General features: G+C 71.4%; 20 protein-coding genes. 5 read left to right on the forward strand and 15 right to left on the reverse strand.

The features are described 5' to 3' along the window. Positions 1-6: 6 nt before the first annotated feature. Genes AAHG09_RS27170 through AAHG09_RS27190 form a run of 5 tightly spaced genes read right to left on the reverse strand, consistent with a single transcriptional unit; the run spans position 7 to position 4,251 of the window. Positions 7-861: an ATP-binding cassette domain-containing protein gene (locus AAHG09_RS27170; RefSeq protein ID WP_342110675.1), complete on the reverse strand. Its 855-nt coding sequence runs from the start codon at positions 859-861 to the stop codon at positions 7-9. After that, complete coding sequence (gene ssuC, locus AAHG09_RS27175; protein WP_342110678.1) at positions 861-1,643, reverse strand: aliphatic sulfonate ABC transporter permease SsuC; 783 nt, start codon at positions 1,641-1,643, stop codon at positions 861-863. The genes AAHG09_RS27170 and ssuC overlap by 1 nt, the downstream gene beginning before the upstream one ends. After that, entirely contained in the window at positions 1,643-2,665 is a 1,023-nt protein-coding gene (locus AAHG09_RS27180; protein WP_342110680.1) for a sulfonate ABC transporter substrate-binding protein, read from the reverse strand. Before AAHG09_RS27180 ends, ssuC begins: the two co-directional genes overlap by 1 nt. 5 nt (positions 2,666-2,670) lie before the next feature. Beyond that, positions 2,671-3,627, reverse strand: coding sequence for an aliphatic sulfonate ABC transporter substrate-binding protein (locus AAHG09_RS27185; RefSeq protein ID WP_342110682.1), 957 nt, complete (start codon positions 3,625-3,627; stop codon positions 2,671-2,673). A gap of 6 nt (positions 3,628-3,633) precedes the next feature. Further along, positions 3,634-4,251 (reverse strand): NAD(P)H-dependent oxidoreductase, encoded by a 618-nt coding sequence (locus AAHG09_RS27190; protein ID WP_342110684.1) that lies wholly within the window; start codon positions 4,249-4,251, stop codon positions 3,634-3,636. A gap of 590 nt (positions 4,252-4,841) precedes the next feature. On the opposite strand from AAHG09_RS27190, the gene AAHG09_RS27195 reads away from it, so the two are divergent. Further along, positions 4,842-5,042, forward strand: a complete 201-nt coding sequence (locus AAHG09_RS27195) for a hypothetical protein (RefSeq protein WP_091717880.1) — start codon at positions 4,842-4,844, stop codon at positions 5,040-5,042. Positions 5,043-5,228: 186 nt separating this feature from the next. Here the strand turns inward: AAHG09_RS27195 and AAHG09_RS27200 are convergent, their stop codons facing one another. From AAHG09_RS27200 to AAHG09_RS27215, 4 genes are all read right to left on the reverse strand, one after another. Further along, positions 5,229-6,761, reverse strand: coding sequence for a carbohydrate porin (locus tag AAHG09_RS27200; RefSeq protein WP_342110686.1), 1,533 nt, complete (start codon positions 6,759-6,761; stop codon positions 5,229-5,231). 71 nt (positions 6,762-6,832) lie between these two features. Further along, positions 6,833-7,756 (reverse strand): Gfo/Idh/MocA family protein, encoded by a 924-nt coding sequence (locus AAHG09_RS27205; RefSeq protein WP_342110729.1) that lies wholly within the window; start codon positions 7,754-7,756, stop codon positions 6,833-6,835. A 4-nt stretch (positions 7,757-7,760) separates the two neighbouring features. Then, the gene (locus AAHG09_RS27210) at positions 7,761-7,946 is read right to left on the reverse strand and encodes a hypothetical protein (protein WP_342110688.1); all 186 of its coding nucleotides are present in this window, start codon (positions 7,944-7,946) and stop codon (positions 7,761-7,763) included. A 72-nt stretch (positions 7,947-8,018) separates the two neighbouring features. After that, on the reverse strand, positions 8,019-9,626 hold the full coding sequence (locus tag AAHG09_RS27215; protein ID WP_342110690.1) for an aldehyde dehydrogenase (NADP(+)): 1,608 nt from the start codon (positions 9,624-9,626) through the stop codon (positions 8,019-8,021). Positions 9,627-9,839: 213 nt separating this feature from the next. Between AAHG09_RS27215 and AAHG09_RS27220 the strand changes: the two genes are divergently transcribed. Continuing rightward, a complete protein-coding gene (locus tag AAHG09_RS27220) occupies positions 9,840-10,508 on the forward strand; it encodes a FadR/GntR family transcriptional regulator (RefSeq protein ID WP_342110692.1) in 669 nt (222 codons plus the stop codon). Between the two features lie 128 nt (positions 10,509-10,636). On the opposite strand, the gene AAHG09_RS27225 is transcribed toward AAHG09_RS27220, so the two are convergent. Together AAHG09_RS27225 and AAHG09_RS27230 are read right to left on the reverse strand one after the other, a co-directional pair. Next, positions 10,637-12,451: an IlvD/Edd family dehydratase gene (locus AAHG09_RS27225; protein ID WP_342110695.1), complete on the reverse strand. Its 1,815-nt coding sequence runs from the start codon at positions 12,449-12,451 to the stop codon at positions 10,637-10,639. Beyond that, on the reverse strand, positions 12,448-13,599 hold the full coding sequence (locus tag AAHG09_RS27230; RefSeq protein ID WP_342110697.1) for an aldose epimerase family protein: 1,152 nt from the start codon (positions 13,597-13,599) through the stop codon (positions 12,448-12,450). The genes AAHG09_RS27225 and AAHG09_RS27230 overlap by 4 nt, the downstream gene beginning before the upstream one ends. A gap of 424 nt (positions 13,600-14,023) precedes the next feature. On the opposite strand from AAHG09_RS27230, the gene AAHG09_RS27235 reads away from it, so the two are divergent. Both AAHG09_RS27235 and AAHG09_RS27240 read left to right on the forward strand, forming a co-directional pair. Further along, positions 14,024-15,328, forward strand: coding sequence for a sugar MFS transporter (locus tag AAHG09_RS27235; RefSeq protein ID WP_342110699.1), 1,305 nt, complete (start codon positions 14,024-14,026; stop codon positions 15,326-15,328). A gap of 15 nt (positions 15,329-15,343) precedes the next feature. Then, complete coding sequence (locus AAHG09_RS27240) at positions 15,344-16,219, forward strand: SMP-30/gluconolactonase/LRE family protein (protein ID WP_342110701.1); 876 nt, start codon at positions 15,344-15,346, stop codon at positions 16,217-16,219. A 72-nt stretch (positions 16,220-16,291) separates the two neighbouring features. Here AAHG09_RS27240 and AAHG09_RS27245 read toward each other — a convergent pair whose 3' ends face one another. Beyond that, on the reverse strand, positions 16,292-18,892 hold the full coding sequence (locus AAHG09_RS27245) for a TonB-dependent receptor (RefSeq protein ID WP_342110703.1): 2,601 nt from the start codon (positions 18,890-18,892) through the stop codon (positions 16,292-16,294). A gap of 710 nt (positions 18,893-19,602) precedes the next feature. Here AAHG09_RS27245 and AAHG09_RS27250 point away from each other — a divergent pair. After that, the gene (locus AAHG09_RS27250; protein WP_342110705.1) at positions 19,603-20,739 is read left to right on the forward strand and encodes a LacI family DNA-binding transcriptional regulator; all 1,137 of its coding nucleotides are present in this window, start codon (positions 19,603-19,605) and stop codon (positions 20,737-20,739) included. A 391-nt stretch (positions 20,740-21,130) separates the two neighbouring features. Here the strand turns inward: AAHG09_RS27250 and AAHG09_RS27255 are convergent, their stop codons facing one another. The 3 genes from AAHG09_RS27255 to AAHG09_RS27265 are packed head-to-tail and all read right to left on the reverse strand — an operon-like array spanning position 21,131 to position 24,905. Continuing rightward, positions 21,131-22,876 carry an ABC transporter ATP-binding protein gene (locus AAHG09_RS27255; protein ID WP_342110707.1) on the reverse strand — a complete coding sequence of 582 codons (1,746 nt, stop codon included), beginning with the start codon at positions 22,874-22,876 and terminating at the stop codon, positions 21,131-21,133. An 11-nt stretch (positions 22,877-22,887) separates the two neighbouring features. Next, on the reverse strand, positions 22,888-23,664 hold the full coding sequence (fhuF, locus tag AAHG09_RS27260) for a siderophore-iron reductase FhuF (RefSeq protein ID WP_412760098.1): 777 nt from the start codon (positions 23,662-23,664) through the stop codon (positions 22,888-22,890). Then, complete coding sequence (locus AAHG09_RS27265; protein ID WP_342110710.1) at positions 23,664-24,905, reverse strand: MFS transporter; 1,242 nt, start codon at positions 24,903-24,905, stop codon at positions 23,664-23,666. Before AAHG09_RS27265 ends, fhuF begins: the two co-directional genes overlap by 1 nt. Between the last annotated feature and the right edge of the window lie 172 nt (positions 24,906-25,077).

Below are 25,077 nucleotides of genomic sequence, written 5' to 3' on the forward strand. Positions count from 1 at the left end.
ACCCGGTCATGTCGGCGTCTCGGACCCGGCGAGCAGGTGATCGAGGATGCGGCCTTCGAGGCGCGCGAGGTCCGGGTCCCCGCGCCGGCGCGGGCGGGGCACGTCGACCCGCAGGTCGAGGGCGATGCGGCCTTGCTCGACCACGAGGATCCGGTCGGCGAGCGCCACCGCCTCGGCGACGTCGTGCGTGACGAGCAGCGCGGTGAACCCTTGGGTCCGCCAGATCCGCTCGATCAGATCCTGCATGCCGATGCGGGTCAGGGCGTCCAGCGCCCCGAGGGGCTCGTCGAGGGCGAGCAGGCCCGGCCGGCTCACCAGCGCCCGGGCGAGCGCCACCCGCTGGCGCTGGCCGCCCGAGAGCGTCGCGGGCCATTGCCCCGCCTTGTCGGCGAGCCCGACCTCGGCGAGCGCGGCCAGCGCCCGCTCCCGGCGCGCGGCCCGGCTGCCCTGGCCCGACAGGCCGACCGCGACGTTGTCGACGACCCGCGCCCAGGGCAGCAGCCGCGGCTCCTGGAACATGATCCGCCGCGGCGGCTCGGAGCGGCGGGGGCTGCCGGCCGTCCCGTCCAGGTCGATCTGGCCGCCGGTCGGGGCCTCCAGGCCGAGGATCAGGCGCAGCAGGGTGCTCTTGCCGCAGCCGGACCGGCCGACCACCGCGGTGAAGCCGCCGGCCGGCAGGAACAGGTTCAGGCCTTCGATGACGGCGTGGCCGTCGAAGCTCTTGTGCAGGTCGCGGATTGTGACGGCGACCCCGCGCTGGCCCGGCTCGGCGGGGGCACGCGGGCTCGCCGCGGCGCCCGCCTCGCGGGACTCGGGGCGCGTGTCGGACAAAACCTCGCGGCGGGCGGCGTCGAGCAGCATCAGGCGCTCCTGTAGGCGGGGTTCCAGGCGAGGCAGGCGCGCTCGAGCTGGCGGGTCAGGGCGTCGGCGAGCTTGCCCAGCGCCGCGTAGATCAGGATCGCCAGCACCACGACGTCGACCAGCATGAACTCGCGGGCCTGCATGGCCATGTAGCCGAGCCCGGACGAGGCCGAGATCGTCTCGGCAACGATCAGCGTCAGCCACATGATGCCGAGCGCGTAGCGCAGGCCCACGAAGATCGACGGCAGGGCGCCGGGCAGCACCACCCGGGTGAACAGCTCCGTGCGGGACATGCCGTAGACCCGGCCCATCTCTACGAGGCCCGGATCCACCGAGCGGATGCCGTGCAGGGTGTTGGCGTAGATCGGGAAGAACACGCCGAGCGCCACGAGGAACAGCTTGGCCTCCTCGCCGATGCCGAACCACAGGATCACCAGCGGGATCAGCGACAGGTGGGGCACGTTGCGCACCATCTGCACCGAGGTGTCGGTCAGCCGCTCCGACAGGCGCGACAGGCCGTTGGCGAGGCCCAGCGCGAAGCCGATGCCGCCGCCGATCACGAACCCCGCCAGGGCCCGCAGGGTGCTGACCCCGAGATTGGTCCAGAGCTCCCCGGTCCGCCCGGCCTCCCAACCGGCCCGGGCCACGTCGAGGGGCGCCGGCATGAACCGGTTCGACACGAGGCCGGCCGAGACCGCGGCCTGCCAGCCGAGGAGGATCGCGGCCGGCAGCAGCCACGGGATTGCCGTGTCGCGCAAACGGTCGAACTTGGATGTGGGCATCAGCGGTTGGCTCCCTGGGCCTCGGCCCGGCGCTCGGGCGGCGTCCAGACCGCGTCGGCGACCCGGATCGGTTTCGGCAGGAGGCCGAGGCCGTGGAAGGCGTCCGCGACCTTCTGCTGGTCGGCGATCACCGTCGCGTCGAGGGGCGCGACGCCGTAGGACAGGCGGCCGAGCGCGACGCTCAGGATCGGGGCGGGGATGCCGACCGAGGGGGCGAGTTCCGCCGCCGCGGATTCGGCATGGCCCGCGGCCCAGGCATCGACCTCCCCGATCGCCTTCAGGACGGTCGAGACCACCTCCGGGCTCGCATCCGTGAAGCCGCGCCGGGACAGGTAGAACTGGCGGTTGGGGGCGATGCCCTGCCCATCCGTGAGGAGCCGGGCGCCGGTGGCGCGCTCGGCGGCGGCCAGGAACGGGTCCCAGATCGCCCAGGCATCGACGGAGCCGCGCACGAAGGCGGCGTTGGCATCGGCCGGGGCCAGGAAGGCGAGCTTCACCGCGTCATACGGGATGCCGGCCTGCTCCAGGGCGCGGACCAGCAGGTAATGGACATTCGAGCCCTTGTTGAGCGCGATGGTCCTGCCGCGCAGCTCGGCGACGCTACGGATCGGGCTGTCCTTCGGCACGAGGATCGCCTCGCCCCGGGGAGCTGGCGGCTCGGTGGCGACGTAGCGCAGCTCCGCGCTCACGCCTTGCGCGAAGATCGGCGGCGCCTCGCCGGCCGAGCCGAAATCGACCGCGCCGGCGTTGAGCGCCTCCATCAGCGGCGGCCCGGACGGGAATTCCGACCACGTGACGGTGGTGCCCAGCGGCTGGAGCGCCGTCTCCAGGGTGCCGCGGCCCTTCAGCAGCACGAGGGAGCCGTATTTCTGATAGCCGATCCGGATGCTGCCTGCGGCGCGCGCGGGGCGCAGCAGCACGGCGGCCGCGAGGCCGAGCCCGGTCGACAGGAGCAGCCGGCGGTTCGGGGCGGGGCCGGCCGGGGACGGCAGGGCCAGGGCGCGGGGCGTTCGGTCGGTCATGCGGCTCAGCCGTTGCGGGCGGGGGCTGCCCAGACCGCGTCGGCGATCCGGACCGGCTTCGGGATCAGCTTCAGGGCGTGGAACCGGTCGGCGACCTGCTGCTGCGCGGCGATCACCCGCTCGGTCATCGGCCCGATCACGTACTCGGTCCGGTCCACCGCGCGGCGGGTCGCGGGGAGCGGCACGCCGGTGCCCTGCGACAGGAGTTCGGCGACCGCGCCACGATTCTGCGTGCACCACGCCGCCACCTCGGCGAGGGCGTCGATGGTGGCGGCGAGTACGGCAGCCCGGCCCTCCGCGAAGGGGCGGCTCGCCAGGAAGAAGTTGGTCTGCGGGGCGATCTCGGTGGCGGAGGCCAGGACGCGCACCCCCTCCCCCGCCTCCGCGATGGCGAAGTACGGGTCCCAGATCGTCCAGGCATCGATGCTGCCCCGGGAAAAGGCCGCCGCGGCGTCGGCGGGCGCCAGGGTCACCGGCTCGATGTCGGCGTAGGTCAGGCCGGCCTTCTCCAGGGCCGCGATGGTCAGGTTGTGGGCGCTCGACGCCTTGGCGAAGGCGACGCGCTTGCCCCGGAGATCGGCGAGGCTGCGGATCCCCGAGCCCTTCGGCAGCAGGATCCCGGCGCCGGACCCGCCCGCCTCCTGGGCGGCCGCATAGAGGAGGCTCGATCGCGCGGCCTGCGCGAAGATCGGCGGCGCGTCGCCGGTCTGCCCGAAATCGATCCCGTCGAGCGACAGGGCTTCGAGCAGCGGCGGCCCGAACGAGAACTCGATCCAGCGCACCGTGTGGCCGAGGGGCTCCAGCCGGCGCTCGATGATCCCCTGCTGCTTGGCGACGACCAGGATGCCGTTCTTCTGATAGCCGATCCGGAGGAGGCCCGGCTCGGCCGCGTGGGTACTCCGGACCGCGAGGGTTGCCGGAAGGGCCGCCAGGGCGGCAAGCAGGGCGCGGCGGTCGAGCATCGCGGCCTACTCGGCGGCCGCGAGGGCGACCGGAGCTGCGTCTTCAGCCCCGGCCTGGGCCGCGCGATGGGCCAGCAGCGCGGAGATCTGCCCGCCCGCCTCCGCGGCCCGGGCGCGCACGCCGTCCGCGACCAGCACGCCCGCGTGGAAATCCGCGTCCGAGGCGTAGACCGCGGTGGGGATCTGGAGTGCGCCGAAGAAGCCGAACAGCGGCCGGAAGGCGTGTTCCACCACGAGCGCGTGCCGCGCCCCGCCGCCGGTCGCCACGATGGCCACCGGCTTGCCGGCCAGCGCCTGCGGATCGACGAGGTCGAACAGATGCTTGAACAGGCCGGTATAGGCGCCCTTGTAGACCGGCGAGCCGACGACGAGCCCGTCCGCCGCCTCGATGGCGTCGAGCACCGCCCGGGCGGCCGGCGGGAGCTGGTCGCGGGTCCAGGCGGCGCCGAGGCCGGGGCCGGCATCGACGAAGTCCAGGATATGGGTGTCCAGGATATGGGTATCCGGGCGGGTGTCGCGGGCGGCCCGTGCGCTGGCCTCGCGCAGCACCGTATCGACCAGGGTGCGGGTCTTGGACGGTCGCTGCACGTTCGCGCTCAGCCCGACGAGTCTCGGTCGTGTCATGCTTCAGGTGCCTTGTTCGGAGGCCACGGGGGGCTGGGACGCGGGTCGAAACGGACGGGCGCCCTGCCCGATCTCCCGACGGGGTCTAGAATTGATGACCCTCCCGCCGCAGGTCAATAAAACGCTTTTCCTTATTCATGAGGGACGGAAAAATCGTTCTCTCCATTTCCGGGCATCGACAGTGAAGATCTGTCCTCCCTGAGAAGCGCGTTGATCCGCAGCGATCGGGATTCGGTGCCGGAATGGCCCGTCTTTGACGGATGAAATCTCCAGATCGCGCGGCTCAGAGTTTGATTGTTCTTGGAAAGCCGGCGCCGGGGGACGAATCGCGCTGGATTCGGGAATGGTCCCCGGCGGGGGCACCCTGGGCCCGGCCGAATGGGCTCGGCGGTCGAATGGGCTCGGCGGTCGAATGGGCTCGGCGGTCGAATGGCCTGGGCGGTCGAATGAGCCGCGCTTGCGACCGGCCGCGGCCGTGTCGCGGGGGCTTCCGGATGCGCGGCCGGATACCAGTCTTGACTTCCAGATTATAGCTGTTCTAATTCGCAACAGAGCGGCACGGCGCCGATCGTCATCGGGAGATACGCGACATGGCCAACGCCCATTGCGAGAGCTGCAAGTTCTTCGACGAGCACACCGGCAACGGTGCGGCGCCCCAGGCCGATGCCGGCCTGTGCCGGTTCAATCCGCCGGTCAGCCAGCCGGAGCCGGAGTCCAAGGGCCTGTGGCCGGTGGTCTCCACGAGCGACTGGTGCGGCCACTTCACCGCCGAGATGACCGCGGCCGAGTAAGGCCCGCCGGAGTCCCCGCGTCGCAGCGGAGATCGAATGACCAGGGGCCAGCCGTCGCGGCTGGCCCCTTTTCGTGCGCGGCGCCGGCCGGCCCGAAACGCGCACGGCCGCGCGGAAGACCCGCGCGGCCGTGTCGTCCGGTGATCCGCGGGCCGACGACGGCCGGCCCGCCTGGAGGCTGATGCCTCAGAGGCTCCCGGGTCCCTTGGCGAAGCCCGCCAGGGTGAACAGGTCCACCGACAGCTTCGCGCCGACCACGAAGGCGTCGGGCACCCGCTTCGGCTGAGCGAAGTAGCGCTCCTGCAGCTGCGGGGTGATGACGTATTGCAGGTTCGGCATCAGGCGGATCGCCGGGGTCAGCTGGATGCCGTAGTTCACCTCCAGGATGGTCTGCGACGACGAGACCCCGCCATAGCCCAGGCCGACCTTGGCGCGCGCCGCCCGGAGGTTGGCGGTGCCCAGCGGCGAGAAGTGCTCCCACGAGAAGCCGAAGCCGAGCGTGTCGTAGGGCCGGCCCGCGAAGGTGCCGGTGAGCACGGCGCCGCCGTTCAGGAAGTAATCCTCGAACTGCCGCCCGCCGGTCCCGGCGAGGAAGGCCCCGAACAGGGTCAGGCCCTGCACGCCGGTCGGATCCGGACGCCACACCATCTGGTCGAACCGGGCGTAGATCGCCGACCGGCCGAACCGGGTCAGCGGATCGAGGCCGCTGAGCAGGTAGGAACCCCGCCGGACGTCCTGCACCGGATCCGTGTAGTCCGACCGATCGATGATCGCGCCGATGCCGTAGTTGCGCGGCAGCGGGTCGTTGCCGAAATTGGTCGAATAGCCGACCTCGACCGGCACCACGACGCCGGTGGCGCCGCGGGTCGACCAGTCGATTCCGTTCTGGTCGTCCTGCTGATCGCGCGGATTCACCTCGTAGACGCCGGCATGCACGAACACCTTGTCGGTGACCCAGGCCTTGGCGTGGGCACCCCAGGTGGCGATCGGCCACCACGTGATGTTCGTCATCTTGAACGCGCCCTTCGGCGCCCCGCAGATGCCGTTGTTCTGGAAGTTGCAGTAGAACGGCGAGGCCAGGAAGTTCGGGTTGGCGAGCAGCCGGCCGACCTCGATGTCGAGGCGGTTGTCGAACAGCTTCTGCTCGTAGGACACCGACGTGAGATGCGCCGTCTGGCCGCCGCCCCAGATCTCCTGCACGCTGGTGGTGCTGCCGATGTAGTCCTGCGACAGGTTGCGGCCGTGGCGCTGGGTCACGATGGTGTGCACCGAGCCGCCGTCGATCCCGGCGAGTCGGCCCAGATCGGCGTCGAGGCCGAAGAACACCTGGCCGGCATAGGCCGAGCCCTGGCGCCGGCCGCCGGACGGGTTGGTGGCGAACTCGCCCGTGTAGTTCAGCATCATGGTGACGCCGTTGCCGAGGTCGAGGGCACCGGGCGGCAGCGACGGCGCGGACGCGGTCACGCCCTGCACGATGCTCGACGCCGCCGCGCTGCTCGCGCCCGCGGCGCTCCGGGCCTCACGGATCGTCCGCCGCCGGGCGCGGTTCGCCTTGTACTGGGCCTTGCGGGCCGGGCTCGCCTTCGGACCCGGATTGACCAGGCTCGGCCCCCCGTCCGGCGCCGTGGCGGCGACCTGAGCCTCGGCTGCGCTCACGCCAGCCGTCATCGTTGCGGCGCACAGCGCGAACGCTGCCCACCGAGTCTGCTTCCTTGCCATGATGACTCCCCCTTAACCGCGCGGCCCTGTCGGGCTCTGTCGCGTTCGTGTCCCGCAGGGGGCCTCCCCGGTCAGTCCGTGAAGGCCGCCACGCTGCGGCGCTCGCCGCGCAGGAAAGCGTCGGCGGCGTGGATCAGTGGATTCAGGTCGACGTCGCTGGCGCCGGAGCGGACCAGGGCGGCGAATCGGTCGTAGAGGCCGCGATACTCGGCCTCCGGCGGCAGCGTCTGGTCGCGACCGTCGAGGGTCAGGACCGCGCCGCCCTTGGACAGGACCAGGGTCCCGTCCTCGGTCTCGACGCGGATGTCCCAGGTCTGCGGACCGGTCTGGCGCCAGTCGAACACGGCGTGGATCGGGGTGCCGGCGGCGTCCGTGAAGCGCAGGTCGGCGGCGATCGGCGCCTGCCGGTTCTCCGGAACCTCCAGGGTCGCGCCGGTCAGGAAGAAGGGCGGCAGGATGTGGGTCGCGATCGACAGGGCGTTGATCCCCGGATCGAACACGCCCATCCCGCCGGCTTCCCAGATCCAGTCCTGGCCGGGATGCCAGTGCCGCACGTCCTCCATCCAGGCGATCGAGACCGACCGGATCCGGCGCGTGGACAGCCAGCTGCGCGCGGGCTCGACCCCGGGGGCGAACCGGGAATGCCAGCTCGCGAACAGGCTCACCGCCCGCCGGCGCGCGGCGTCCGTGAGCAGCCCGACCTCGGCCAGGGTCGCCCCCGGGGGCTTCTCCAGGAAGACGTGCAGCCCCGCCTCGATCGCCGCCAGGGCGGCCTCGAACCGCGCCTGCGGCGGCTGGCACAGGGCGACCGCCTGGAGATCGCCCTGCCCCGCCAGCATCTCGGACAGCGTCCGGTAATTGGGGACGCCCGCGTGCCCGCCCTGACGGCTCGCCACGGCCACCAGGGTGTAGTCCGGCGAGGCGCCGATCACCGGCAGATGCTGGTCCCGGGCGATCTTGCCGACGCCCACCAGCCCGATGCGGATCGGAGCCATCATCTCAGACCCCCCGCGCGGCGACGCCGGCGGCCGAGGCGACCGCCGGGGCACGCGTGACGGCCGCGGCGCGGTCCGTCAGGACAGACAAATCGTCGCCCGCCACGGGCACCGCGCAGGCCGGTTCGAAGACGCTGCGGGAGCCCTGTCCCCGGTTCGGACTCGCGACTTGTAGGAGCAATCGTGCCATCGTGTGTTCCCCCATGGGCGGCCTCTGCGGGCCGTCCCGATGCGCGGCCGATGCGAGCCGCGCGGCGGCCCGTCAGGGGCCGGATTGCGGTTCGAGGATGCCGTCGATCCGGCGCGCGAGATGCCAGGGATTGTCCGGGCGCAGGGGCGGCGGCAGCAGCGCCTCGGGCAGGTCCTGGTAGCAGACCGGGCGCAGGAACCGCTCGATCGCCAGGGTGCCGACCGAGGTGGTGCGGCCGTCCGAGGTCGCCGGGAACGGGCCGCCATGCACCATCGCGGGGCAGACCTCCACGCCGGTGGGCCAGCCGTTGGCGAGGACGCGGCCGGCCTTGCGCGCCAGCAGCGGCACCAGTTCGGCGGCTAGCGGCTCGTCCTCCGGATCGAGGTGCAGCGTCGCGGTGAGCTGCCCCCCGAGGGATGCGATCACCCGGGTGACCTCCGCCGCGTCGGCGGCCGCCACCAGGATCCCCGCGGGGCCGAACATCTCCTCGGTCAGCGACGGGTCGGCCAGCAGGTGGCGCGCCTCCGTGCGCAGCAGCGCGGCGGGCGCGCCCCCCGGCCCGGCCTTGTCGCCGCGGGCCGCCACCGTCACCCCCGGGCGCTCCGCCATCGCGGCGACGGCCCCCGCGAACCGGGCGCGGATCTCGGCCGTGAGCATCGTGTGCGGCGCGCTCTCGCGGATCGCCGCCCCGGCGGCCTCCGCGAAGGCGTCGAGTTCGGGGCCGGCGATCCCGATCAGCAGGCCCGGATTGGTGCAGAACTGCCCCGCCCCCAGCGTCAGCGACTGGACGAAGCCCGCCGCCAGGGCCGCGCCCCGGGCCCGCAGGGCCGTGGGCAGGAGCAGGACGGGATTCACCGCGCTCATCTCGGCGTAGACCGGGATCGGCTCGGGCCGGGCGGCCGCCACGCGCATCAGCGCCAGCCCGCCGCCGCGGGATCCGGTGAAGCTCACGGCCTTGATCCGCGGATCCGCAACCAGGGCGGTGCCGAGTTCGTTCGACGGCCCCGGCAGGTAGGAGAACACGCCCGCGGGCAGGCCGCTCGCGGCGACTGCGGACCGCACGGCCCGGGCCACCAGCTCCCCGGTGCCGGGATGGGCCGGGTGCCCCTTCACCACCACCGGGCAGCCCGCCGCCAGCGCCGAGGCGGTGTCGCCCCCCGCCACCGAGAAGGCCAGCGGGAAGTTGGACGCCCCGAACACCGCCACCGGGCCGAGGGCGACGTGGCGCCGGCGCAGGTCCGGCCGGGGCAGCGGCTGGCGCTTGTGCTGCGCCGGATCGATCGTCGCCTGCACCCACGCGCCCGAGCGGACGAGGTTCGCGAACAGGCGCAGCTGCCCGATCGTCCGGCCGCGCTCGCCCTCCAGCCGTGCCTGCGGCAGCCCGGTCTCGGCCATCGCCCGCTCGATCAGGATCGGGCCGAGATCCGCGATGGCCGCGGCCGCCGCTTCGAGGAAGCCTGCCCGCGTTTCGGGATCGGTCTCCGAGAAGCCCGGGAACGCCGCCTCCGCCAGCGCGCAGGCGGCCTCGACCTCCCCGGCGCCCGCGGAGGCGAAGGCCGGATCCAGGGCCGCGCCGGTCGCCGCATCGACGGCCCGGAACGTCTCCGACGTGGTCACATCCGCTTCGCCGATCAGGGCGGTGCCGCCGATTGCCGCATTGCCGTGAAGTTGTTTACTCATACAAATAAGGTAGATCGTTTCGATCTAAGCCGCAAGCGCCTCATCCAGATCGCTTATGGGTGTTGGTGCTTGCGCTCATACAACTTCCGGGTACGATCTTCGGATCCTGGCCCGTCCCGTGGCTCGGACTGGAGGTCGTGGGTGAGACAGGATCGCGGACACGAGGATATCAGGCTCCCGCTTGCGTCAGGCTCGCGTCGCATCCACGGCTCGGTGGCGCGCGATCTGGGGGTGGCGATCCTGGGGGGGCGCTACGCGCCGGGCGACGTGCTGCCCGGGGAAATCGAGTTCTCGGAGCAACTCAAGGTTTCCCGAACGGCCTATCGCGAGGCGATTCGGATCCTGAGCGCCAAGGGACTCGTGGAGAGTCGCCCGCGCACCGGGACGCGGGTGAGCCAGCGCAGCCGCTGGAACCTGCTCGATCCGGACATCCTGGCCTGGACCTTCGAATCGGAGCCGAGCGAGACCTTCATCCGCGACCTGTTCGAGCTGCGGATGATCGTGGAGCCGGCCGCGGCGGCGCTCGCGGCCGAGCGGCGCTCGGGCCTCGACCTCGCCCGGATGGGCCATGCGCTGGAGGAGATGGGCCGCCACGGCCTCAGCACCGATGACGGCCGGGCCGCCGATCAGGCGTTTCACACCGCGATCCTGGAGGCCGCCCGCAACGGCCCGCTGATCGCCCTGTCGAGTTCCGTCGCGGCGGCCGTCACGTGGACGACGATCTTCAAGCACCGCCGCCAGGGCATGCCCCGGGACCCGATGCCCGATCACCGCGCCCTCTACGAGGCGATCGTGGCGGGCGATCCGGAGGCCGCCCGCCGGACCATGACCGAACTGGTCCGCCTCGCCCTGGCCGACACCGAGATGGCGCTGCGGCCCTGAGAATTCGGGTGTCCAGAGGGCGAGCCCTCTGGCGGGGGTATCGGGGGCGGAGCCCCGATGTCGGGCCTTGCCGAACCCAGCGGGCTCCGCCCTGCACCCGCGAAAGGTCTCGGACCTTTCGAATCCAATCAGTGGTTGTCGCGCGGCAGGCCGCTGGTCTGCGCGATGCGCTGGAAGCGCTCGGCCCCCTCCAGGATCGCGCCGGTGTGCATCTGCCCGACGGTGGCGCGCTGCATCGCCTGCCAGGGGGTCTGCGAGGCCGGATAGGCGTAGCCGCCCGCCGCCTCCAGGGCCTTCCGGCGGCGCTCCAGCTCGTCCGCGTCCACCAGCATGTCGGCGGTGCCCCGGCGCAGGTCGACCCGCACCCGGTCGCCGGTGCGCAGCAGCGCGAGGCCGCCGCCGGCCGCCGCCTCCGGCGAGGCGTTGAGGATCGAGGGCGAGGCCGAGGTGCCGGATTGCCGCCCGTCGCCCAGGCACGGCAGCGCGTGCACGCCCGCCTTGATCAGGTCGGCGGGCGGGCGCATGTTCACCACCTCGGCCGCGCCGGGATAGCCCACCGGCCCGGCCCCCCGCATCACCAGCAGGGTCTCGTCGGTGATGCCGAGGCTCGGGTCGTCGATCCGGTGGTGGTAATCCTCCGGCCCGTCGAACACCACGACCGGGCCCTCGAAGGCGTCCGGATCCTCGGGGTTCGACAGGTAGCGGTCGCGGAATTCCGCGCCGATCACGCTGGTCTTCATCACCGCGGCCTCGAACAGGTTGCCGCGCAGCACGAGGAAGCCGGCCGCCTCCTTCAGGGGCTTGTCGATCGGCCGGATCACGTCCTCGTCCTCGATGGTCGCAGCCCGGCAATTGTCGCCGATCGTGCGGCCGTTCACCGTCAGCGCGCCCTCGCGGATCAGGCCGCGGCTCATGAGCTGGGCCACCACGGCGGGCAGGCTGCCGGCGCGGTAGTAATCCTCGCCGAGATAGGCGCCGGCCGGCTGCAGGTTGACGAGCAGCGGCACGTCGAGCCCGTAGGTCTGCCAATCCGCGATGTCGAGCTCGACGCCCATGTGCCGGGCGATGGCGGCGAGGTGGATCGGCGCGTTGGTCGAGCCGCCGATCGCCGAGTTGACCACGATGGCGTTGAGGAAGGCGTCGCGGGTCAGGATCTCGGAGGGCTTCAGGTCCTCCGCCACCATCTCGACGATGCGCTTGCCGGTCCGGTAGGCGACCTCCTGCCGGTCGCGGTAGGGGGCCGGGATCGCCGCCGAGCCCGGCAGCATCATGCCGAGCGCCTCCGCCAGCGTGTTCATCGTGGTCGCCGTGCCCATCGTGTTGCAGAAGCCGGTCGAGGGCGCCGACGAGGTGACGAGCTTGATGAAGCCGTCATGGTCGATCTCGCCCGCCGCCAGCATCTCGCGGGCCTTCCAGACGATCGTGCCCGAGCCGGTGCGCTGGCCCTTGAACCAGCCGTTGAGCATCGGCCCCACCGAGAGGGCGATGGCCGGGATGTTCACGGTGGCGGCCGCCATCAGGCAGGCCGGGGTGGTCTTGTCGCAGCCCGTGGTCAGCACCACCCCGTCGAGCGGGTAGCCGTAGAGCAGCTCCACGAGGCCGAGATAGGCGAGGTTCCGGTCGAGCCCTGCGGTCGGCCGCTTGCCGGTCTCCTGGATCGGGTGGACCGGGAATTCGAGCACGATGCCGCCGGCCTCGCGGATGCCCTCGCGGATCCGCTCCGCCAGGACGAGGTGGTGGCGGTTGCACGGCGACAGGTCGGAGCCGGTCTGGGCGATGCCGATGATCGGCTTGCCCGAGCGCAGCTCCTCCAGGCTGAGGCCGAAATTCAGGTAGCGCTCCAGATAGAGCGCCGTCATGTCGATATTGTCGGGGTTGTCGAACCAGGCGCGGGAGCGCAGCGGGCGGGCAGTCTCGGGACGGGCGGTCTTGGAATCGGTCATTTGTCGGTCCGATGGGCGGGGCTGGTCGAGAAGCGGTAGGTGATCACGTTCCGGTAGGTCTGGCCGGGATCGAGGCGGGCGGAGCCGAAGGCCGGCTGGTTCGGCGTGTCGGGGAAGAGCTCCGGCTCCAGCGCGAAGGCATCCGACTGGCGGTAGGCGAGGCCGGATTTACCCACCGCGGTCGCATCGAGGAAGTTGCCCGCGTAAAACTGCACCCCCGGCTGGTTGCTGGCAATCTCCAGTATTCGGCCCGATTCCGGATCCTCGACCCGCGCCACGGGGTGCGGCTCGGCCGTGGGCGCGTCGGTCACGACCCAGTTGTGGTCGTAGCCGCGGCCGCGGACGATCTGTTCGTCCCGCCCGTCGCGGATGCGCGCGCCGATCGCGGTGGGGGTGCGGAAGTCGAAGGGCGTGCCCGCCACCGGACGGTGCTCCCCGGTCGGAATCAGGGTGGCGTCGACCGGCGTGTAGCGCTCGGCCGGGATGGTCAGGACGTGATCGAGGATCGAGCGGCCGGAGCCCTCGCCCGCGAGGTTGAAGAAGCTGTGGTTGGTCAGGTTGACGATGGTCGGCCGGTCGGTGGTCGCCTCGTAGGTGACGGTGAGCGCGCCGGTCTCGTCCAGCCGGTAGGTCGCGGTCGCCGTCAGCGTGCCGGGATAGCCCGCCTCAGCGTCCGGGCTGACGTAGCGCAGGCTCACCGCCGGGGCGGCCCCGCCGGTCACGGCGGTGATCGTCCAGAGCCGCTTGTCGAAGCCGGCCGCGCCGCCGTGCAGGGCGTTCGGCCCGTCGTTGGTGGCCAGCCGGTAGGTCCGCCCGTCGAGGCTGAAGCGGCCGGCCCGGATGCGGTTGGCGTAGCGGCCGATGCTCGCGCCGAAATAATTGGGCTTGGCGAGGTAGTCGGCGAGGTCGCCGTAGCCGAGCACCACATCCGCGGTCGCGCCGGCCCGGTCCGGCACGTCGAGGGTCCGCAGGAGCGCGCCCCAGGACAGGATCCGCGCCGTGACGCCGCGGCCGTTGGTCAGCGTCACCTCCTCGACCGTGCGGCCGTCGGGCAAGGTGCCGAACACGGTCCGGACCGGCTCGGCCGCCTGGGCCAGGGCCGGGATCAGCGCACCGGCGCAGAGCGTCACAGGTCCCACGCCGCGCATCGTTCCCTCTCCTTTCATGGGTACTACGGGCGACACAGACCTGAGGTCTCGGCGGGCTTGCCCGCCAGCTTGAAAAGGCGCGGGTCCCCTCTCCCGTGCGGGAGAGGGACAGGGTGAGGGATCAGGCCGTTCCGGAAAAGGCGCGCTGTCACCGCAGGGCGATGGCATGCCTCATCCGGAGAGGTCGCATCCCTCACCCCAACCCTCTCCCGCACGGGAGAGGGGGCCTGTCGCGCTCCGTCATCAGCCGCGTGCCTCGAAGCCTGTGTCGACCGTCGCATCTATGTGTCCCTCGCACGTGCCGAACATACGCCAGCGCGTGCGGGAGGCCGCGGTTGACCTCTGCGAATCTAGTATATACTCATACAAATGAAAGGGGCAACACGGGCTCCACATCTAACCCGATCGGGAGAGGGAACGCACGATGGCAGCACCGATCGCGAGCGTCGGACCGGCAGCGGACCGGACGGACGCGGCCGGCGCGCAGGAGCGGGGCAACTACCGCCCGGCCCTGTCGCTGCTCGCCAGCCTGTTCTTCATGTGGGGCTTCATCACGGTGATCAACAACACGCTGCTGCCGCACCTGCGCAGCGTGTTCGATCTCGACTACACGCAGACCACGCTGATCGAGTCGGTCTGGTTCATCGCGTATTTCGTGGCCTCGATCCCGGCGGCGAAGCTGATCGCCCGGGTCGGCTACCAGCGCGCCCTGGTGATCGGCCTCGGCATCATGGCGGCCGGCACCTTCGGGATGGTGCTGGCCTCCCGGGAGGTCTCCTACGCGATCACCCTGTCGGCCCTGTTCGTGATCGCGAGCGGCATCACCCTGCTGCAGGTCGCCGCCAACCCCTACGTGGCGGTGATCGGCCCGGCCGAGAGCGCCTCGGCGCGGCTCAACCTCGTCCAGGCGTTCAACTCCCTGGGGGCCACCCTGGCGCCGCTGTTCGGCGGCACCCTGATCCTCGGCCGCTCCACCTCGGGCAACGCCGCGGCGGGCACCGTCCTGACGCCCGCCGAGCGGCTGGCCGACGCGCAGTCGGTGCAGCTGCCCTACCTGATCGTGGCGGCGGTGCTGATTGGGCTCGCCGTGGTGATCGCCCGGTTCCCGCTGCCGGCGATCGGCGGCGCATCGGCCGCACGGGCCGCACGGGCCGCGCCCGCGGGCGGGTCACTCTGGCGCCACCGCAACCTCGTCTTCGGCGTGCCGGCGATCTTCATCTACCTGATCGCCGAGATCGGGGTGTCGAACCTGTTCATCAGCTTCGTGTCGCAGCCCGAGATCGGCGACCTGACCCACACCCAGGCCGCGCGCTACCTGTTCCTGCTCTGGGGCGGGATGATGATCGGCCGCTTCGTCGGCAGCTACCTGATGCAGAGCCGCCCGGCCGAGGCGGTGCTCGCCGGGGCGGCGATCGGCGCCGGTGCGGTGATGCTGGTGGCGGCCTTCGCCACCGGAGCCGTGGCGCTGTGGGCCCTGATCGCGGTGGGGCTGTTCCACGCGATCATGTTCCCGACGATCTTCACCCTCGGCATCCGCGGCCTCGGGCCGCTCACCGAGAAGGGGGCGGGGCTGCTGATCATGGCGATCGCGGGCGGCTCCCTGGTGGTGGTGCAGGGCTGGGCGGCGGACCGGTTCGGCCTGCAGCATTCCTTCCTGATCACCGTGGCCTGCGAACTCTACGTGCTGTTCTACGCGCTGTGGGGCTGCCGGGCCCCGCGCGCGGCCTGACCGGAGGGCGAAGCCATGGATGCAGGGATCCGCATCGTCACCCGTCCCGGAACCCCAATGGGGCGCGACCGGCTGGGCGAGGGCCCGATCTGGGTGCCGGAGCGGGGCACGCTGTTCTGGGTCGACATCGAGGCCCCGGCCCTGAACTGGCTCGACCTCGCCGACGGCGCGACCGGCCGGCGGCCCTTCCCGGAGCCGTTGGGCTGGATCATCCCCCGGGCCGGCCGGCGGGACTTCATCGTCGGGCTGAAGAGCGGATTCGCGACCTACGACTTCGAGGCCGATATCATCGTGCCGATCGGCGATCCCGAGCCGGACTACCCGGACAACCGGCTGAACGACGCCAAGGTCGATTTCGCCGGCCGGATCTGGGCCGGGAGCATGCATCAGGCCGAGACGGCGGTCTCGGGCTCCCTGCACCGGCTCGACCCGGACCTGACCTGGCAGCGGGTGGACGGCGAATACGGGGTCGCCAACGGGCCGACCTTCAGCCTCGACGGCCGGATCCTCTACCACAGCGACAGCGCCGCCCGGACGGTCTACGCCTTCGACCTCGCCGCGGACGGGACGCTCTCGGGCAAGCGGCCGTTCCTGCGCTTCCCGGACGATTGGGGCTGGCCCGACGGCATGACCACCGATGAAGAGGGCTGCCTCTGGATCGCCCATTGGGGCGGCGGCCGGATCAGCCGGGTGGATCCGGACGGGCGCCCGATGCGGGCGGTCGCGCTGCCCGCCCCCAACATCACGAGCTGCGCCTTCGCGGGCGGGGGGCTCGACCGGCTGTTCGTCACCTCGGCGTCACGGGGGGCGGAGGGCGTCCCGGAGGCCGGGGCGCTGTTCGAGGTCGCGGTCGGCGTGCGGGGCCTGCCGCCGCGGGCCTTCGGGGGCTGAGGCCGGATCCGTCAGAGCGGCCGGGGAGCCGCAGCCCGTGCGGCTCCCCGGTTCGATCGGGACGTGCCCGGTTCAGTACTTCCGGATGATCGGCTCCGGCGCCATCGGGACCGGGTCGGCGCCGAACCGGTAGGTCAGGCCCGCGTAGATCGACAGCGGCTGCGCCAGGGTCGTGGTCCGCGGATCGTTGATCGACAGGTTGCCGGCGACCGCGCCGGGCTCCACGAAGGTCCCGAACGTCGCGTAGCGGTTGTTGGTCAGGTTGGTGATCAGCCCGAAGATCTCCAGGTTCTTGGTGACCTGATACTTCGTGGTCAGGTTCATCACGTAGTAGGCCGGCAGCTTGCGGTTCAGGTTCGACTCGTCGCCGCGGTAGTAGGCGGACGAGAAGGCCGCCACGTTGAGGCCGAAGCGCCAGTTCGGGGTGATGTTGTACTCGAATCCGGCCTTGATCTGATGGTCGGGGATCAGCGGGATCTTGTCGCCCGGCCGCACGCGGATGCCGCCGTTCGGGACGATGTCGCCGCCCGTGGCGCCACCGGCCGCCCCGGTGCCGGCGAGCGGGTTGTTGGGGGACGATAGCGTGGCGTTGAACTGGAAGGTCGCGTCGATCAGGGCGTAGTTGGCGTAGATCAGCAGGTCCGGAGTGACGACGTACTCGGCGCTGACCTCGATGCCCTGGCGCCGGGTCGCCGGGACGTTGATGTAGTAGGCGCGCGCCGCGTTGCCGGCGACGGCGACCTGATAGAGGTCGTTGGTCAGGTCGGTGCGGAACACGCCGGCCTTGTAGGTCAGGGCGCCGCCCTGGAGGAAGTTCGGGATCACGCCGCGGAAGCCCGCCTCGTAGGTCTGGCCGGTGACCTGCTTGAGCGGCGGGTCGGCGACCAGCGAGTTCGGCAGCAGGCAGGGCTGGGTCGGGCTGGAGCAGGACAGCTCCAGGGGCGTCGGCGCGCGGTTCGATTCCGAGTAGCTGCCGTAGAGGTTGAGCGCCGGGTCGAACTGGTAGGTCAGGCCCGCCAGCGGGTTGACCTTGGTGAACTCGTTCACGCCCGTCACATCGGGCGAGAAGCCGGTCTGATCGCGCGTCTGGATGCGGGCGTAGTTGAGCCGGAAGCCGGCGGTGAGCGACAGGCGGTCGGTCACGTCGAGCGTGTCGGTGGCGTAGAGGCCGAGATACAGCGTCGAGCCGCTGACATTGGTCGGGGCGATGCCGAGGGCGGCGAGGGTCCGGATATCCGGCGTGCCCAGCCCCGGGATGTTGCCGTAGTACGGGTTGTTCGGATCGGTCGTGACCAGAAGGTTCGGGTTGATCACGCCCAGGGTGCTCGACGACTTGAACGAGAAGGTCGAGGCATCGACGCTGCCGCCAATCACGAAGGTGTTGGGCAGGCCGAAGATCCGGTCCCGGTTGGCCGCCTGGAGCGAGCCGCCATAGGCCTCCGAGTTGGTCAGGGTGGTGTCGATCGTGCCGTAGGGGATGTTGCGGCGGAACGGGATCAGCTGGTTGTTCAGGCCGAGGATGGCGAACTGGTTGGCGTAGGCGCGGCGTGCCGCCACCTGGCTGGTCGGCGGCGCGTTCACGTTGAACGCGTCGTCCTGGTAGCAGAGGAAGCCGCGGAAACTCGACCGCGAGCTGCACTGCTCGAAGTTGCCCTGGTTGCCGTCGACGTAGTTCTCGTTGAAGCGGCGGTAATACGCGTTGCCGGCGAGGTCCCAGGTCGGCGAGATGTCGACCCGGCCGGTGAGCTGGAGCGTGCCGACCTGCGTGGTCTGCGTCTGCGGGTAGGTGAAGATCGCCCGCGGATCGACATGCGTGAAGTCGACCGGCGTCGCGGCCGCCGCGCCGTAGAAGCTGCGGGCGGCCAGCCCGATCAGGTGGAACTCCGAGTCCTGCGAGCGGTAGCCCAGATCCGCATACAGACGCCCGATCGTGCTCGGGTTCTCGTAGCGCCAGCCGCGATCGTTCAGGCCGTCGCCGGTGAAGTAGAAGCTCCAGTTGTCGACGACCTTGCCGTATTCGAGGTAGCCGGCGGTGCGCGCGTCGGACCCGCCCCAGGCCGAGACCTCGGTGCCCTGCCAGGTGAAGCCGTTCTTCATCTGGATGTTGACCGCGCCGCCGATGGCGTTGAGGCCGAAGACCGGGTTGCCGGTGACCACGTCGATGCGCTGCACGGCCTGGGGCGGGATCAGGTCGAAGTTGACGACGTCGCCGAACGCCTCGTTGATGCGGATGCCGTTCTGATAGACGGCCAGTCCCTGGGGCACGCCCTGCACGGGCGAGGCGGTGAAGCCACGATAGTTCAGATCGGGGCGGTTGCTGTTGCCCTGCGAGTCGTTGAGGTTCACCCCGGGCGTCTGGCGGGCGAAGGTGGCGATGATGTTGTCGGTGCCGCGGTCGATGGCGATCTGACGGGCGGTGACGGTCTCGACGGTGCTCGGGATCTTGTTGAGCGGCTGCTCGGAGCCGCGCAGGCGGATCGGACCGGCGGGGGCGGTCGGGATGGTCTGGCCGAGGGTGTCGAGGTTCTGAGCGCCGCTCGAATTGCCGCCGCCGGCGCCGACCGGCGAGGTCGAGACCACGCTGATCTCACCCAATGTCACGGCCTGCTGTGCCTGTGCCAGCCCGGGCAGCATTGCCACGGACGCGATCAGGCTGCCTCGTAAGGCGCGCATGTGTTTCCCCCAGCCAAATCTCAGATCGCGCCCCGCATTTTCGGGTGCGCAGGACAGACTGATGCGCGATCGTCAGGTCAGCACAAATCACGGGCTCGTGTTCGACCTCCTTCCACGGGACAAGTCTTCATCGAGATTTTATTTGTGACTTTGTTGTCACATGGGGTGCAACTCAGTCGTGATACTGATCGGGTACTTGAGGAAAAATCAGTCGGGATAATCCGGCAAGGTGGCCGCTCGGCCCGGGTCTGGGAGCTCTGCGCCGCCCTGGTTCGCCGTTATGCGCCGCGTCCGTCCGGATCGGCGCCACAGGGCGCCGGGTGTTCCGCATCGCCCGTCCTGGTTTCGAAAGGTCGGGACCTTTCGCGGGTCCAGGGCGGAGCCCTGGTGCCGGACCTTGTCCGGTGCCGGACCCTGGATCGCAGGATCGTGTGCCGGTCTCACCCGGATGAGGGATGCGCCGTGGTCCCGCGGCTCCTACGATGGCGGCGTACTCCGAGACGAGATCACCTTCAGCCCGCCCGGCCTGGCCGCGGCGGGTTTCTTGTCGGGCGGCATTCCGGTTTCCGACCTCCACAGGTCGGACTATCGCCGTATCCAGAAGTATGGTCGCGTATCCATGCGGCTTTATCTCGGATCTCCCTGGTCCTAGACTGGATGAGACGGGCGAAGCGGGATCCTCCAGGGGCGCCGCCCCGGCCGGAGGTCACATGGGCCAGACGACGATCAAAGACGTCGCGCGGCGGGCCGGCTTCAGCTTCCAGACGGTGTCGCTGGTCCTGAACCACCCCGAGAAGGTCGCCGGCACCACCCGGGCGACCATCGAGGCGGCCATGCGCGACCTCGATTTCGTGCCGAGCCTCGCGGCCCGCGCGCTGCGCAAGAAGCCGAGCCGCAGCATCGCCTGCGTGTCCTGCTTGGAGCCGAGCCCGACCGACCTGCAAGCGTGCGCGTCGCTAAGCCCCTGTTCCGACGCGCTCCCTTGCGCCGAACCGGTGTCCAGTTCGGCGGAGGGCGCTCCGGGCGCCGAGACCCCCGACGCGCCGGACCCGATGCCGGAGACCGATCTGGGCCTCGTCCTGCAGGCCTTCGCGCAGGTGACCGACCAGCACGGCTACACGCTGATCCACCGGCGCTGCCGCAGCGACGACCCGGACGGCCGCGCCCGGATCGCGAACCTCGTGAGCGAGGCCCGGGTCGACGGCCTCGTGATCTTCGCCGAGCGGCGGGACGATCCGCTGATCGCGCTGCTCAAGGCCAAGCACGTCCCGTTCGTGGTGTTCGGCCTCGACGTGCCGGGCGCGCATTGCGCCGCCCGGGCCGACCGCGATGCGGTCCACGAGGCCGTGGCCTTCCTGGCGCGGACCGGCAGCCGTGCGGTCGGCTTCCTCGGGGGCACGCGCGCGGCCGACCGGTTCCGGGGCTACCGGGACGCCCTGGCGGAGGCGGGTCTGCCCCTGCGCGCCGATCTGGTGGTGGCGTGCGACTGGACCTCCGCGGGCGGCTACCGGGCGGCGCTCGCCCTGCTCGACCGCCCGTCCCGCCCGGACGCGATCGTGGCGGCCAACGACCGTGTGGCGTTCGGGGTGCTGAAGGCGCTGCACGACCGGGGCGTGCGCGTGCCCGGCGAGATCCGCGTCGTCGGCTTCGACGACGTCGCCCAAAGCGCCTACGCGATCCCGAGCCTGACCTCCATCGCGGTGCCGACCCTCGACATGGTCCGCTTCGCCTTCACGACGCTGGTGGCGGTGATCGAGGGCACGCGCCCGCCGGACGATCTCGCCCGGAAGCTGTTTTCCACCCGCCTCGTCCTGCGCGAGTCCACGGCGGCCCAGGTGCCGCCGTAGAGCCGACGATCTTCCAACTTGGTGGAGCGACGCTCTCTCCTCTGCCTTGTGGCTATGGGCTACACCGGTTTGCGGTCTCGGTGAGCTGATCCATCAGCTCGGAGGGGCGCGGGTCCCCTCTCCCGTGCGGGAGAGGGACAGGGTGAGGGATGAGAACTCTCCGAAAGAGTCTCTGCCTGCACGCGCGTCAACGGCGCGATCGATCCTGTGGCTTCTCGTCCCTCACCCCAACCCTCTCCCGCACGGGAGAGGGGGCCGGTCGCGCTCAGTCATCAGCCGCGCGCCAAATCTGTGTAGCCCGCAGCTCTTTTGGTGATGGAAAAGCGCTTTGTTACCATTGGTTTGCGAGTCGAGCCGAGACCTTTGAATCCGATAGGCTGTGCTCCCCACCCTACTCCGCGGCGAGCACCGGATCGGTCGCCCCACCCCCGAACTGGGCGGCGTGCAGGCGGCCGTAGGCGCCCCCCGCGTCCAGCAACGCCGCATGGCGGCCCTGTTCGACCACGCCGCCCGCGCCCAGCACCACGATCCGGTCGGCGTCGCGGATGGTGGCGAGGCGGTGGGCGATCACCAGGGTCGTGCGTCCCCGGGCGAGGTCGGCGAGCGCCCGCTGGATCTCCCGCTCGGTCTCGGTGTCGAGCGCCGAGGTCGCCTCGTCGAGGATCAGGATCGGCGGGTTCTTCAGGAAGACCCGCGCGATGGCGATGCGCTGCTTCTGCCCGCCCGACAGGCGCACCCCGCGCTCGCCCACCACCGTGTCGAGCCCCTCCGGCAGAGTGTCGATCAGGTCGCCGAGCCGGGCGCGCCGGGCCGCCGCATCGATCTCGGCCTCGGTGGCGTCGAGGCGGCCGTAGGCGATGTTCTCGCGGATCGTGCCGGCGAACAGGAACACGTCCTGCTGCACGATGCCGATCTGGCGCCGCAGGGAGGCCAGGGTGATGGCGCGGATGTCGATCCCGTCGACGGTGATGCGCCCCGCCGCGACCTCGTAGAAGCGCGGCAGCAGGGCACAGAGCGTGGTCTTGCCGACGCCGGAGGGGCCCACGAACGCCACTGTCTCGCCCGCCGCCACCGCGAGGTCGAGGCCGGAAAAGACCGGGCGGCCCGGCCCGTAGCCGAAGCCCACCCCCTCGAAGCGGATGTCGCCGCGCAGGGCGTCGACCGCGCGGGCGTCGGGCCGGTCGGTGATGTCGGGTTCGGTGGCGAGCAGATCCTGGTAGCGGCGGAAGCCCGCCACGCCCTTCGGGTAGGTCTCGACCACCGCGCCGATTTTTTCCAGCGGCCGGTAGAACACGCCGACCAGCAGCAGGAAGCCGACGAACCCCCCGGGCGTCAGGTCGCCCCGGACCACGTAGGCGGCACCGCCCAGCAGCACCGCGATCTGCACGAGGCGCAGGCCGAGGTAATTGATCGACAGGCCCGCCGCCATCAGCCGGTAGGCCTCGAGCTTGGTGTCCCGGTAGCGGGCGTTGTCGCGGGCGAACAGGGCGCGCTCGTGTGGCTCGTTGGCGAAGGCCTGGACGACCCGCATGCCGCCGACATTCTCCTCGATTCGGGCGTTGAAGGCGCCGACCCGTCCGTACTGGGCCTGCCAGTTGCGGGTCATGCGGCCGCCGTAGCGGATCGACACGAAGGCGATCACCGGCAGGATCGCCCCGGTGATGACGGCCAGCGGCGCGTGGACCATCAGCATCAGCGCGAAGGCGCCGAAGAGGGTCATGATGGCGATGAACAGGTCCTCGGGCCCGTGATGGGCGACCTCGCCGATCTCCTCCAGGTCCTTGGTCACCCGGGCGACGAGGTGGCCGGTCTTCTGGCCGTCGTAGAAGCGGAAGGACAGTTTCTGCAGGTGGTCGAAGGCCCGCTCCCGCATCGTGGTCTCGATGTTGATGCCGAGCACGTGGCCCCAATAGGTGACGACCACCATCAGGCCGGCATTGGCGACGTAGACCAGCGCGAGCGCCGCTGCGGCGAGCAGGATCAGGCCCCAATCCTGCCGGGGCAACAGGGAATCGATGAAGCCCTTCACGGCCACGGGGAAGCCGAGTTCCAGCAGGCCCGACAGCACCGCGCAGCCGAAATCCACCAGGAACAGGGTCCGGTACGGCCGGTAATAGGCGAGGAAGGCCTTCAGCATCGCGGCTCGGATCAGGTCTGGGCGCAGGGGCAGAGCGCGCCGCAGGACGGCACCCCCGGCAGGCGGTGGCGCAGGCAGCAGACGCGCCGCCGCCGGCAGCCCGACGCCCCCGGGCAGAGCGCCTGCGAGAGGGGGCTCTTAGAACAGGCCGGACCGGCGCGCCATCCGAGGCAGGTCGCGACGTCGTCACAGGCCGCCTCCCCGTCTCCGCGTAAGCCTTCCAGCTCCCGGGCGACGTAATCGAGGATCACCGCGGCGTTGCCCCAGAGGATCCGCGGGGCGATGCCGCAGCGGGCGTGGCACAGCTCCACGAAGGGGCGCAGATGCGCCTCCACCAGCCCGGCGAGGCCGGGGGCCGGGCAGGCCGCGCAGCCGGATCCCTCCGTGGGCAGGTGGAAGCGGCAGGGCCGGCCGGCCCCGTCGCACTCGAGACTCAGCGCGTCGAAGGCGAGCGGGAGCGGGCGGCCGAGGCGCACCAGGGCGGTCAGCGCGGGGGTGGCGAGCGCCGCGAGGTAGAACTGGCTCCAGTACGAGACCAGGATGCGCCGGTCGCAACGCACGCAGCCCGCCTCCGGGCCGAGCCCCGCCGCGGGGCTCAGCCCCGCCTCCGCGTCGAGCCCCGCCGCGGGGCTCAGCCCCGCCGCGAAGGCGTCGAGGGTCGCGTCGAACACGCGCGGGTCGCGCAGCGCCCGGAGCGGCACCGCCGCCGGGCCGCCGGGGCCGTCGGCGACGCCGTCCCGGTAGGCGGCGAGGGTTTCGGGAACCCGGGCGGCGACCGCGGCGGCGATCATCGCCCGCCCGCCCGGTCGGTCCGCAGGGTCCGGTCCACCGCGACGGCGAGCCACGCCACCGCGACGGCGTAGGGCAGCAGGGTGGCGGCGAAGTAGCCCGGCCAGCCGATCCAGCCGGCGAGCGCCGGTGCGGCGACCCGCAGGGGCATCGCGGCGAAGAAGGCCGCCCCGAACAGCAGGGCGTAATCGGTGGCGGGGCTCGGACCCTGCGCCCAGCGGTAGATCATGTTGAACACCGGCACCCCGAGGAACCCGCCCGCGACGAAGCCCAGCACCGTGGCGGCGATGGCGAGATCGGCCATCCGGCCCGCGCAGGCGCCGGCCATCAGACCCCCGGAGGCGAGCACGCCGACGGCGCCGAACGCGATCAGCCGGACCGTCCCGAACCGGGCGGCGAGCCCGCCCGCCGCCAGCGCCATGACGAGGTTGATCCCCGGCAGGACGGTGCCGGTCAGGAACCCGACCTGCCCGAGGGGCACGCCGAGATCGAGCAGCGCCAGGGTGTTGGGCCCGCCGAGCAGGTAGGCGGCGGCGAAGTAGGCGCCGAGCGCCAGCACCCGCCCGCCGAGGATGCGCAGGCGCGCGAGGGACCCCGACCACCGCTCCGGCCGGCCCCCGGCGCCGCGGCGCCGGGCTTCCGGATAGAACAGGATCGGCACGAGGCAGAGCGCGTCCAGCGCGGCGCAGGCCAGCACCGCCCCGTGCCAGCCGAACCTTTCGTAGGAGCCGACCAGCACGCCGACGCCCAGGATGCCGCCGAGGGAGGCCCCGCACAGCTTGGCCGAGGCCACGAAGGCCCGCTGGTCCCCCGGCACGGTCTCGACCACCAGGGCTTCGAGGGCGATGTCCATGGTGGCCACGCAGGCGCAGGCCGCCACCGCCAGGGCGAGGAGCGCCGCGAGCGACCAGTCCTCGCCGAGGCTCAAGAGGGCGAGGAGGAGCACCGTCGCCCCCTGCGCGGCCACGATCCAGCCGATGCGGTGGGTCAGGATCGGCAGGTGCAGGCGGTCGAGGAGCGGCGCCCAGAGGAAGGTGAGCCCGACCGGCAGGTTGATCAGCTGCAGGAGCCCGACCTCGGCCAGTTCGACGCCGCGCGCCCGCAGGATCAGCGGCGCCCCGCCCGACAGGAAGCCGAGCGTCGCCCCGAAGGTCACGTACAGGCAGAAGAACGGCGCCAGCGGCCGCAGGCCCGCCAGGGTGCCGGTGACGCGCGTGCCGAGGGCCTGTCCTGCCGCCATGGGGCTAGGCCCGGGATCCGGCGCCGGAACAGGCGGCTGCCCCGCGGCTGCAGTTTATAATCACACTAATCTGTTGATGAGCCTCAGTTTTTTCTGACTATAGAGGTTGGTGTCGGGGAGCAAGCCGGGGGGATGGAGCTGCGTCCGACGGTCCCACGGCGGTGGATGCAGG

The organism is Methylobacterium guangdongense, assembly GCF_038442355.1.
GTDB lineage: Bacteria > Pseudomonadota > Alphaproteobacteria > Rhizobiales > Beijerinckiaceae > Methylobacterium > Methylobacterium guangdongense.

What these genes read in the sequence shown, in the direction of transcription:
- AAHG09_RS27180 (WP_342110680.1), bottom strand. Translation starts at nt 2,665, where the DNA reads ATGACCGACCGAACGCCCCGCGCCCTGGCCCTGCCGTCCCCGGCCGGC.
- AAHG09_RS27265 (WP_342110710.1), bottom strand. Translation starts at nt 24,905, where the DNA reads ATGGCGGCAGGACAGGCCCTCGGCACGCGCGTCACCGGCACCCTGGCG.
- AAHG09_RS27250 (WP_342110705.1), top strand. Translation starts at nt 19,603, where the DNA reads ATGGGCCAGACGACGATCAAAGACGTCGCGCGGCGGGCCGGCTTCAGC.
- AAHG09_RS27210 (WP_342110688.1), bottom strand. Translation starts at nt 7,946, where the DNA reads ATGGCACGATTGCTCCTACAAGTCGCGAGTCCGAACCGGGGACAGGGC.
- AAHG09_RS27245 (WP_342110703.1), bottom strand. Translation starts at nt 18,892, where the DNA reads ATGCGCGCCTTACGAGGCAGCCTGATCGCGTCCGTGGCAATGCTGCCC.
- ssuC (WP_342110678.1), bottom strand. Translation starts at nt 1,643, where the DNA reads ATGCCCACATCCAAGTTCGACCGTTTGCGCGACACGGCAATCCCGTGG.
- AAHG09_RS27185 (WP_342110682.1), bottom strand. Translation starts at nt 3,627, where the DNA reads ATGCTCGACCGCCGCGCCCTGCTTGCCGCCCTGGCGGCCCTTCCGGCA.
- AAHG09_RS27205 (WP_342110729.1), bottom strand. Translation starts at nt 7,756, where the DNA reads ATGGCTCCGATCCGCATCGGGCTGGTGGGCGTCGGCAAGATCGCCCGG.
- AAHG09_RS27195 (WP_091717880.1), top strand. Translation starts at nt 4,842, where the DNA reads ATGGCCAACGCCCATTGCGAGAGCTGCAAGTTCTTCGACGAGCACACC.
- AAHG09_RS27240 (WP_342110701.1), top strand. Translation starts at nt 15,344, where the DNA reads ATGGATGCAGGGATCCGCATCGTCACCCGTCCCGGAACCCCAATGGGG.
- AAHG09_RS27170 (WP_342110675.1), bottom strand. Translation starts at nt 861, where the DNA reads ATGCTGCTCGACGCCGCCCGCCGCGAGGTTTTGTCCGACACGCGCCCC.
- AAHG09_RS27225 (WP_342110695.1), bottom strand. Translation starts at nt 12,451, where the DNA reads ATGACCGATTCCAAGACCGCCCGTCCCGAGACTGCCCGCCCGCTGCGC.
- AAHG09_RS27215 (WP_342110690.1), bottom strand. Translation starts at nt 9,626, where the DNA reads ATGAGTAAACAACTTCACGGCAATGCGGCAATCGGCGGCACCGCCCTG.
- AAHG09_RS27255 (WP_342110707.1), bottom strand. Translation starts at nt 22,876, where the DNA reads ATGCTGAAGGCCTTCCTCGCCTATTACCGGCCGTACCGGACCCTGTTC.
- AAHG09_RS27200 (WP_342110686.1), bottom strand. Translation starts at nt 6,761, where the DNA reads ATGGCAAGGAAGCAGACTCGGTGGGCAGCGTTCGCGCTGTGCGCCGCA.
- AAHG09_RS27230 (WP_342110697.1), bottom strand. Translation starts at nt 13,599, where the DNA reads ATGCGCGGCGTGGGACCTGTGACGCTCTGCGCCGGTGCGCTGATCCCG.
- AAHG09_RS27190 (WP_342110684.1), bottom strand. Translation starts at nt 4,251, where the DNA reads ATGACACGACCGAGACTCGTCGGGCTGAGCGCGAACGTGCAGCGACCG.
- AAHG09_RS27235 (WP_342110699.1), top strand. Translation starts at nt 14,024, where the DNA reads ATGGCAGCACCGATCGCGAGCGTCGGACCGGCAGCGGACCGGACGGAC.